The sequence below is a fragment of the Polaromonas sp. genome, from assembly GCF_018780625.1.
Classification (GTDB): domain Bacteria; phylum Pseudomonadota; class Gammaproteobacteria; order Burkholderiales; family Burkholderiaceae_C; genus Polaromonas.
Genome location: NZ_JADMJK010000153.1, coordinates 1 through 7830 on the forward strand (window position 1 = coordinate 1; position 7830 = coordinate 7830).

Annotated in this window: 11 protein-coding genes; 3 read left to right on the plus strand and 8 right to left on the minus strand. The window is 63.9% G+C overall.

Features of this window, described 5'->3' with window-relative positions; all coding sequences use genetic code 11:
- A partial coding sequence (gene phaC, locus IV091_RS12650) for a class I poly(R)-hydroxyalkanoic acid synthase (RefSeq protein WP_293469245.1) occupies window positions 1-1583 on the minus strand: 1583 nt, incomplete at its 3' end.
- Between the two features lie 100 nt (window positions 1584-1683).
- Here phaC and IV091_RS12655 point away from each other — a divergent pair.
- Complete coding sequence (locus IV091_RS12655; RefSeq protein ID WP_293469247.1) at window positions 1684-2013, plus strand: hypothetical protein; 330 nt, start codon at window positions 1684-1686, stop codon at window positions 2011-2013.
- Here IV091_RS12655 and pgeF read toward each other — a convergent pair.
- The 7 genes from pgeF to IV091_RS12690 form a co-directional block, all read right to left on the minus strand.
- Entirely contained in the window at window positions 1921-2745 is an 825-nt protein-coding gene (gene pgeF, locus IV091_RS12660) for a peptidoglycan editing factor PgeF (RefSeq protein ID WP_293469249.1), read from the minus strand. The two genes, IV091_RS12655 and pgeF, sit on opposite strands and share 93 nt — an antisense overlap.
- A 207-nt stretch (window positions 2746-2952) precedes the next feature.
- Complete coding sequence (locus IV091_RS12665) at window positions 2953-3570, minus strand: hypothetical protein (RefSeq protein ID WP_293469251.1); 618 nt, start codon at window positions 3568-3570, stop codon at window positions 2953-2955.
- Between the two features lie 41 nt (window positions 3571-3611).
- Window positions 3612-4493, minus strand: a complete 882-nt coding sequence (locus IV091_RS12670) for a hypothetical protein (RefSeq protein ID WP_293469253.1) — start codon at window positions 4491-4493, stop codon at window positions 3612-3614.
- The gene (locus tag IV091_RS12675; RefSeq protein ID WP_293469255.1) at window positions 4490-5095 is read right to left on the minus strand and encodes a hypothetical protein; all 606 of its coding nucleotides are present in this window, start codon (window positions 5093-5095) and stop codon (window positions 4490-4492) included. Before IV091_RS12675 ends, IV091_RS12670 begins: the two co-directional genes overlap by 4 nt.
- On the minus strand, window positions 5088-5837 hold the full coding sequence (locus IV091_RS12680; RefSeq protein ID WP_293469257.1) for a phosphate/phosphite/phosphonate ABC transporter substrate-binding protein: 750 nt from the start codon (window positions 5835-5837) through the stop codon (window positions 5088-5090). The genes IV091_RS12675 and IV091_RS12680 overlap by 8 nt, the downstream gene beginning before the upstream one ends.
- The gene (locus IV091_RS12685) at window positions 5834-6334 is read right to left on the minus strand and encodes a PAS domain-containing protein (protein ID WP_293469259.1); all 501 of its coding nucleotides are present in this window, start codon (window positions 6332-6334) and stop codon (window positions 5834-5836) included. The genes IV091_RS12680 and IV091_RS12685 overlap by 4 nt, the downstream gene beginning before the upstream one ends.
- Before the next feature lie 10 nt (window positions 6335-6344).
- Complete coding sequence (locus tag IV091_RS12690; RefSeq protein ID WP_293469261.1) at window positions 6345-6707, minus strand: roadblock/LC7 domain-containing protein; 363 nt, start codon at window positions 6705-6707, stop codon at window positions 6345-6347.
- A 179-nt stretch (window positions 6708-6886) separates the two neighbouring features.
- Here IV091_RS12690 and IV091_RS12695 point away from each other — a divergent pair, with 179 nt between their 5' ends.
- Window positions 6887-7189, plus strand: coding sequence for an antibiotic biosynthesis monooxygenase family protein (locus tag IV091_RS12695; protein WP_293469263.1), 303 nt, complete (start codon window positions 6887-6889; stop codon window positions 7187-7189).
- Window positions 7190-7336: 147 nt separating this feature from the next.
- A partial coding sequence (locus IV091_RS12700; RefSeq protein WP_293469265.1) for a tripartite tricarboxylate transporter substrate-binding protein occupies window positions 7337-7830 on the plus strand: 494 nt, incomplete at its 3' end.

Here is a 7830-nt window from a genome sequence, read left to right on the forward strand (position 1 = left end):
GCAGGGTACTTGGTCCCCGTGGATTTGGTGGCGGGCAGTTTGTCGTTGGTCCAGTAGCTGCGTTTGTTTTTGGCGGGCGGATTGATCACGCCGGCGATATGGCCCGAAGCGCCCATCACGAAGCGCTTTTTGCCCGGCAGCACCTGCGTGGACGCATAGGCCCCGCCAATCGGCACGATATGGTCTTCACGCGAGCCGTAGATGTAGACCGGAATGTCGATCGTGCGCAGGTCGACCTTTTCGCCGCACACCACGGTTTTACCGGGCTTGACCAGGTTGTTTTCATGGTAGGTATTGCGCAGGTACCAGGCATACCAGGGGCCCGGCAGGTTGGTCGAGTCGCTGTTCCAGTACAGCAGGTCAAACGGCGGCGGCGTTTCGCCCTTGAGGTAGTTGCCCACCACGTAATTCCAGACCAGGTCGTTGGGGCGCAAAAAGCTGAAGGTCGATGCCAGATCCGTGCCCTTGAGCAAACCGCCCTTGCCCATCTCCTGCTCACGGTACTTGACGGAGTCTTCGTCGATAAAGATGTCCAGAATGCCGGTGTCGGTGAAGTCCAGCAGCGACGTCAGCAGCGTGGCACTGGCCACCGGCTTTTGGCCGCGTGCCGCCAGCACCGACAACGCGGTGCCCAAAATCGTGCCGCCCACGCAAAACCCGAGGGCATTGACGGTGTCGGCGCCGGTGATGTCCTGCACGACCTCGATCGCCTTGATGGGGGCGTTCTCGATGTAGTCGTCCCAGGTCTTGTCGGCCATGGACTCGTCCGGGTTGCGCCAGCTCACCACGAAGGTGCGGTGCCCCTGGGCCACCGCATAGCGGATCAGGGAGTTTTCGGGCTGCAGATCAAGGATGTAGAACTTGTTGATGCAGGGCGGCACCAGCAGGAAAGGCTTTTCAAACACCTTGCCGGTCAGCGGCTTGTATTCAAGCAGCTGAAAATAGTCGTTTTCAAACACCACCGCGCCTTCGGTGGTGGCAACGTTTTTGCCGACCTCGAACAGGCTTTCGTCGGTCATGGACACATGGCCCTGCTTCATGTCGTGCAGCAGGTTTTGCATGCCCTTGGCAATGCTTTCGCCCTTGCTTTCCAGCGCCTTTCGCTGCGCATCGGCGTTCAGGGCCAGGAAATTGCTGGGCGCCGTAGCCGCCATGCACTGCTCCACCGCAAAGCGCACGCGCGCGCGGGTCTTGGCGTCGCCTTCCACGGCGTCGGCCAAATCCATCATGGTGCGGGTGTTCAGCAGGTGGGTGGAGGCTGAAAAGCTGGACACCGGATTGGCCTTCCAGGCGTCGGCTGAAAACCGCCGGTCAGTGCTGGCCGCCGCATTGGTGCTGGCCTGCAGACCCTGGTTCCAGAGCGCGGTGGCTTCTGCAATGTAACGCTGCTGCAGCGCCTGGAGCTTGGCGGCATCAAAACGCAGCGGGGACGGATGGAGTTGCGTCAGTTGGACCGCATCAGTGGGCGCAAAGCCGGCGGACTTGCCCGCCGAGGCCATTGCACCCATGACCTGCTGCAGACCCGCACTGAAGGTCTCTTGCATCTGTTGAGCCGCCTGGGCCAGGTTTGCGTCAGAATTCATGCTTGTCTCCCGGAATCGCAGCGGGCCCCGATGACCTTTTTGCTTCCAGTTTAAGTATCGTAGGATTTACTTTGAAATTACTGACAACGACGAGAGTTTTATGTATTTGATCGTCATCGCCTGGATCTATGTGGTGCTCATGATGAGTGTGGCCGAAGCGACCAACAGCACCGGAACGGTACTCGGCGCCCTGGTCACCTTTGTACTCTATGGCGTGGCACCCGTCCTATTGGTGGTTTACCTGATGGGGGCGCCAGCGCGCAGCAAGGCGATCAAAAAACGTGAAGCCGGGGAGCGCGCCAGGCACGCCGCCAGCGCGTCCGCTGCAGCTAACCCGTCAAGTCCGCCAGATGCAGGCAGCCATGCGTCCGGTAGTGCCGAAGCCGTTGCCCTGGAGGCCAGCGTCGCGCCGGTGCGAAAAGAACCTTGAAGGATTGGTGACGGTGCACCAGGGCGCGCTGCCGTCGTTGCCGTAAATCTGTGTGATGCCCATTGCCTCCAGGCGAAGCCGGGCCAGTCCGGGCAGATCGGCGAGGTATTTTCCGCTTTCACCGCTTTTGGCAAACAGCTGCCCGGCCCCCGGCAGCACCGCTTCAAACGCGGCCTTGACCTCAGGCCCGACCTCAAAGGCCATCGGCCCTATGCAAGGCCCCAGCCACGCTATGACTTCAATAGCTGGTGGCGTCCGCGCTGCTTGGGCTAGAGCCCTTAAAGATCCATAAACCGACTCCAGAACGCCCTGCCCTCCTGGCGCGCCGCTGCCTGCCAGGCCGCGCCAACCGGCGTGCGCGGCAGCCACCACCGCGCCATCTGCCGTGGTCAGCAGCACGGGCAGGCAATCGGCAACCATGACGGTGCAGGCGACCTGGCGCTGCACCGTGACGCAGGCGTCCGCCGTCTGCCCGTCGGGCGTGGCGGCATCGAGCGCCAGCACCTGGCAACCATGCACCTGGTTTAGAAATATGGTGCGTGCCCCCGTGGCCCGCTGCAGCAAGGCGCGGTTTTCAGCCACATGCCCGGGCAAGTCGCCCACGTGGTCGCCCAGGTTCATGCTGTCAAAAGGCGGGGCCGACACGCCGCCCGCGCGGGTGGTAAAAACGGCCCGCACACCCGCAGGCGCGGGCCAGTCGGGAATCAGCCAGTCGGGGTGCAAGGCTTGCATCGCACTTACCTGACGCATGCCACGCGGTCGGGGCAAGCCGGCTCTTTGGGCGCGCACGCCAGCCCATTCCGTTCAAGCACAAGCACAAACCGCACGCGAAAGGGGGTGCAAAAGCGGAAATAGTTCTGGGGCTTCATGGCGCAAAGCATAAACCGGATCCCTGCGCGACTGGCGCGCCGGCTGCGCATGCCGGGCCGCCTCGCCGTCTTAGCCCAGCGCACTAAAGCGGGTGCCCGCCTGCTTCAGACCCCAAAGCAGTTCGACCAGCGCCGGGTTGTTCAAGAGTGGTTCACCCATCAGCACCAGCCAGTAGCCGGCCCCGTCCACCCAGAGCGGCAGGAAACAATGGCTGGGCAGCAAAAACTCGGCATCACGGTGAAAGGCCACATAGTGCGCGCCTCCGTCCCAGCCTCGCCGCGCCTGCCGCGCCGCAAAATCCGAATAATCAGCGGCGGCGGCGCACAGGGCGTCGGCCTCCTCCTGGTCCACACCGGCCCGGCCCAGGCAAAACCCGCCTTCGGAGGCCAGCACGGCCCGGCGCTCGCCCGACAGCGAGGCGATCACATGCTGCAAAAAGTCGTCCAGGCGCGCGTCCGGCCCCTGCAGCGGGCGGTGCAGCGGCTGCACCCAGCCGTGCGCAAGGGCACTCACCAGGGCAGCGGGCGCCAGCGGATCGGCGGCGGACCAGGCGGCCATGTCCAGCGCCCGCTCGCCCGTCAGCAAGACTTGCAGGGCGGATTCGGACGCGTCAGGCGTTTTGCGGGCAAACGCGTGCAGCGCGCCAGCCGGCGTCAACATGAAATAGTCGGGGGCAATGGAAGTCATGGGCTTGGCTGGAAAAGTGTTCAAGCGATTGAATGGTTGCGTCAGGCGAAAGGCACGGGCACGGGTTCAGGCCGACCTTGCATTAGTTGCCACAAAAAGGATTCCAGTGGCTGGACGGGCATGTCCATGCGCAGCGCACGGGCCTTTGCGTCCCTGTCGTCGATGGGATCGATTTCGGTGGCCGATGCGCGCGCGTCGTCCTGACACAGGCCTTGCAGCACGGATGCCGGCGTGTTGCACGCCACCCACCCTTCATGGGGATCAACAATCAAACGACGCAAAAAAGTCACCCGGATCTCGAACGGCTGGCCCAGGGCCAGCGCGTCGGCGAGTTGGCGCAAAAACAGTTGCGGCACAGATTCAGGAAACGCGCCGAGGCGGGCCTGAAACGCACTGGCGGTCATCTCGCCGCTTTCAACCACAGGCGCGGCAGGTGCAGGCGCTGGCACGCGAGAAGCGATGACGGGCACAACCGACACGGCCGGCGCGGCGGGTAGGCGCACCCTGACCGGCTCGGCCGGCGGAGCCGGCAACGCGGCTGGCGCCGCACGGAGCGCACGCCCCGCGGCAGCCTGCTTGAGCGCAGCGCGCATGTTTTCAACGCCATACGGCTTGTGCAGCAGCACCCGCGACTGGCTTTCAAGGCGGCGGGCATCCAGCACCGACCAGGTCTGGTCAAACGCGGGCGCCACCAGCACCGCTGGCGCACCAGCCATCGCCTCAAAGAGACTGCGCTCGGCCGCTTCAGACCAGCGCGCCAGCCCCCAGCCCGCCAGGTCCACCACATACAGGTCTGCTGGCGGCAGCGACACGCCCCGCCCTGCCGGCACGGGATTGCACTGCCAGCCTGGCAGCGACTTGCCCACCAGCATGTCCAGCGCCACCGCTTCACGGGCCATCAGGCCCGCCAATGCCACGTTCATGCGCCCTCCTGGGTGTGTTCCAGTTGCAGGCTGACCTCAGCCCAGTCGGGGGGCAGGCAAGCGCCGGACTTGAGCAGGGCGCGGCGCGCCAGCATGAAAGCCAGGTTGTCGTGGCAGGTCACGCAATGGTGCAAAAACGCGTTCTGGGCCGGCTGGTCGGCGGCGGCAAAGGCCCGCACGGCTTGCGCGGCCAGCAGTCGGGAATCGTCCGCGCTGCAGCGCCGCGCGCGGGTGGAAATGTCGGCCGAGGGATGGGCCAGCACGCTCCAGCGGGTCGCCAGCGGATTGATGGCGGGCAACGCCGTTTGTGCGGTTTGCGCCTCAAACCAGCGGCTCGCATGCGCCGGCAAACGCGCGCGTGCCAGCAGCAGGGCCGTGCGCTTGAGTTGCGCGTCGCGCGCGCCAAAACGGCTGAACAAGTCAGCCAGCGCGCCCTGCACAGGCTCGGCGCCGGCCAGCGCCAGCGACGCCTGCAGGCGCGCCATGTGCGCACCGATGTCGTCCGGGTTGCGCAGCAAGTCGCGGCCATGTCGGCGCACCGCCTGCCGGGCAGCCAGCAGGCGGTGCGCCGCCCCGGCCATGGGCGCTTGATCGTCAGTCAAGCAGCGTATCCATGAGGTCGATCATGAACTCGGCCTCTTCCTGGGTCATGGGCTCAAAGCCCTTGGGCAGGCCCAGCGCTTGCAGCACATCGGCATCACCCGGCGCAGCGCCCACGCCCAGCAGCGCCTCGCTGATGCGGGGCAGCTCGCTGGCCATGCGCGGATGCGCCAGCACCACATGCGAGATGTCGCTGATCCGGCTTTCAACCAGCACGCGCAACTGGCTGCGCGTCATGCGCGTCAGCGACGCATAGGACTCGGCCAGAAAGAACGCGGCCTGCACCTCGCCCTTGATGGCCAGTCGGGCGGCGGCCTGAAAACTCTCCACGGGGACCCACTCGATCAGCGACTCGCTCAGGTCGGCCGGCTCCAGCAGGCGCAAGCCAATGAGCTTGACGTCCTTGTTGTCCGTCAGCGCAATGCGGCTGCCGGGCTGGATGTCCTCCAGCCTTTGCAGGCCGGACGCGGCACTGCAGGCAATCACCATCTCGTCAAAGCAGCCAGCGGGCCGCGCGAACGGAACAAAACCCTGGCTGCGGATCATGTCGGAGGCGTCAAACGGATTGGCGTACACCAGGTCGGCTTTGCCTTCGGCCAGCAAGGCGGCTTGCTCGGCCGGACTGGCCGGGGTAAGCAGGTGCAGATGAATGCCGGAACGGCGCTGCAGCAGCGTGTTGAGCATGTGCCAGCCCGCGAAACGCTCCGGCGAAAAATCGGGCGCGATCAAAAAATTCAGGGTCATGATGCGGCCTTTTGTGTTTCCTGCGCCAGCCATTGGCGGTACACCGGGATCAGCTCGTCGATGCGGGTGCGCGATGGCTTGCGGCGCACCGAGGTATAGCCCGCGATCTGCCCGTTGCGGATGTTGGGAACTGCGGTGGCGTAGACCCAGTAATAGGAGCCATCCTTGCGCAGGTTCTTGACGTAACCGTGCCATTTCTGGCCCGCGGCCACCGTGTCCCACAGCCCCTTGAAGGCCGCCTTGGGCATGTCGGGGTGGCGCAGGATATGGTGCGGCATGCCCATCAGCTCCTCGCGCTCCCAGCCGCTCAACTCGACAAAGGCGTCGTTGGCATGGGTGATAAAGCCATTAAGGTCGGTACGCGAAACGATCAGGCGCCCCTCGGGAAACGGTACTTCGACGTCGGTGGAAAAAACCGTGCGCGACGTGCCGTCGGTGTAGGTGAGCAGGGACTCGACGGCGTCTGCGGCCGGACGGTTCATGTCGGGAAGTTTCATGACGGCGCCTTCAGATCAGCTTGGTCAGCGTCTCGGCCGCCCGCTTGATGTCCAGAAAGATCAGGCCCAGCTTGGCGTTGGACTTGGCCAGCACCGTCAGCACGGCCTCGGGACCGGCCGAACTCATGATGACGTAGCCACGCTCACCCTGAATCAAGACCCGCTCCAGCGTGCCGCGCGTCAACTCACGCGCGGTGCGCTCGCCCAGCGACAGCAAGGCGGCAGACATGGCGCCGATGCGGTCCTCGTCCATGCCATGCGGCAAGGCCGAGGCAATCATCAGGCCATCGGTGGAAATCAGGGCCGAAGCCTCGATATCGGCCGTTGAACCATTCAAGTCTTCCAGCGCTTGCTGGAACATATCTGTGCGCATCCACTACTCCTGTACGTCGAACCAAATTTTCAGGCTTTGATTAAACTGGATTGACGCCTTGTTACTTTTGACACAAGTCAAAACCACCTAAAAAAGCATGCCGATGGGGCGAAAAACTTCCCGCGCCGGTTTGAGGCTAGAGTCAGCACTCCCCCTTTTTATTGACCACAGGAATTTCCATGATTCTCGAACTCGCCGATATCCGCATCCATCCCGGCCAGCAGGCCGCTTTTGACGAAGCCATCCAGCGCGGCGTCAACACCGTGATTGCCAAAGCCAAGGGATTCCAGGGCTACAAGGTCAACAAAGGCATTGAAAGCCCCGAACGCTACGTCCTGCAGATCTTCTGGGAGACGCTGGAAAACCACACCATCGACTTCCGCGAGTCGCCGGCCTTTGCCGACTGGCGCGCGATTGTCGGGCCGTTTTTTGCGGGCCCGCCCACCGTCGAGCATTTTGAGCTGCTGGCCAAGTCGGACTGACAGCCGTTTGGTAGCGACACAAGGCGGGCCTTCCGCCTTGTGCAGGGGCGAAGGAGCCGGACCTTCAAAACTGTTCCAATCACGTAAGAAAAACTTTTGGGAAACCTTGTGAAAACGCTTTTCGCCCTCTCGCACGCTACATTTTTAATAGCTGCATTCACCCTTCCTGTATGCGCTACAGCTCAAAGCAATTTAAAAAATACAGCAGCTGCCGCGGCCTGGCCCAGCAAGACCGTGCGTCTGCTGGTTGGTTTTCCGGGCGGCTCCACGCCCGACATGGCGGCGCGCACGCTGGCTGAACCCCTGTCCAGAGCACTGGGCCAGCCCGTCATCGTTGAAAACCGGCCCGGCGCGTCCGGCAACATCGCCGCCGACCAGATTGCCAAGGCCAGCGACGACCACACGCTGGGCGTCGTGATCAACGGCAACCTGACCTCGGCCAAGCAGCTCTACCCAAGCCTGCCCTATGACCCCGCCACGGACTTCGCCCCGATCTCGCTGCTGACCACGGCACCGCTGCTGCTGGTGGCGCCGGCCGATCAGCCTGCCGGGGCTGCATTTTTCGCGGCCGCCCGCCAGGGCGGCGACCAATGGAACTACGGCTCGGTGGGCAAGGGCTCGGTCGGCCACCTCGGGATGGA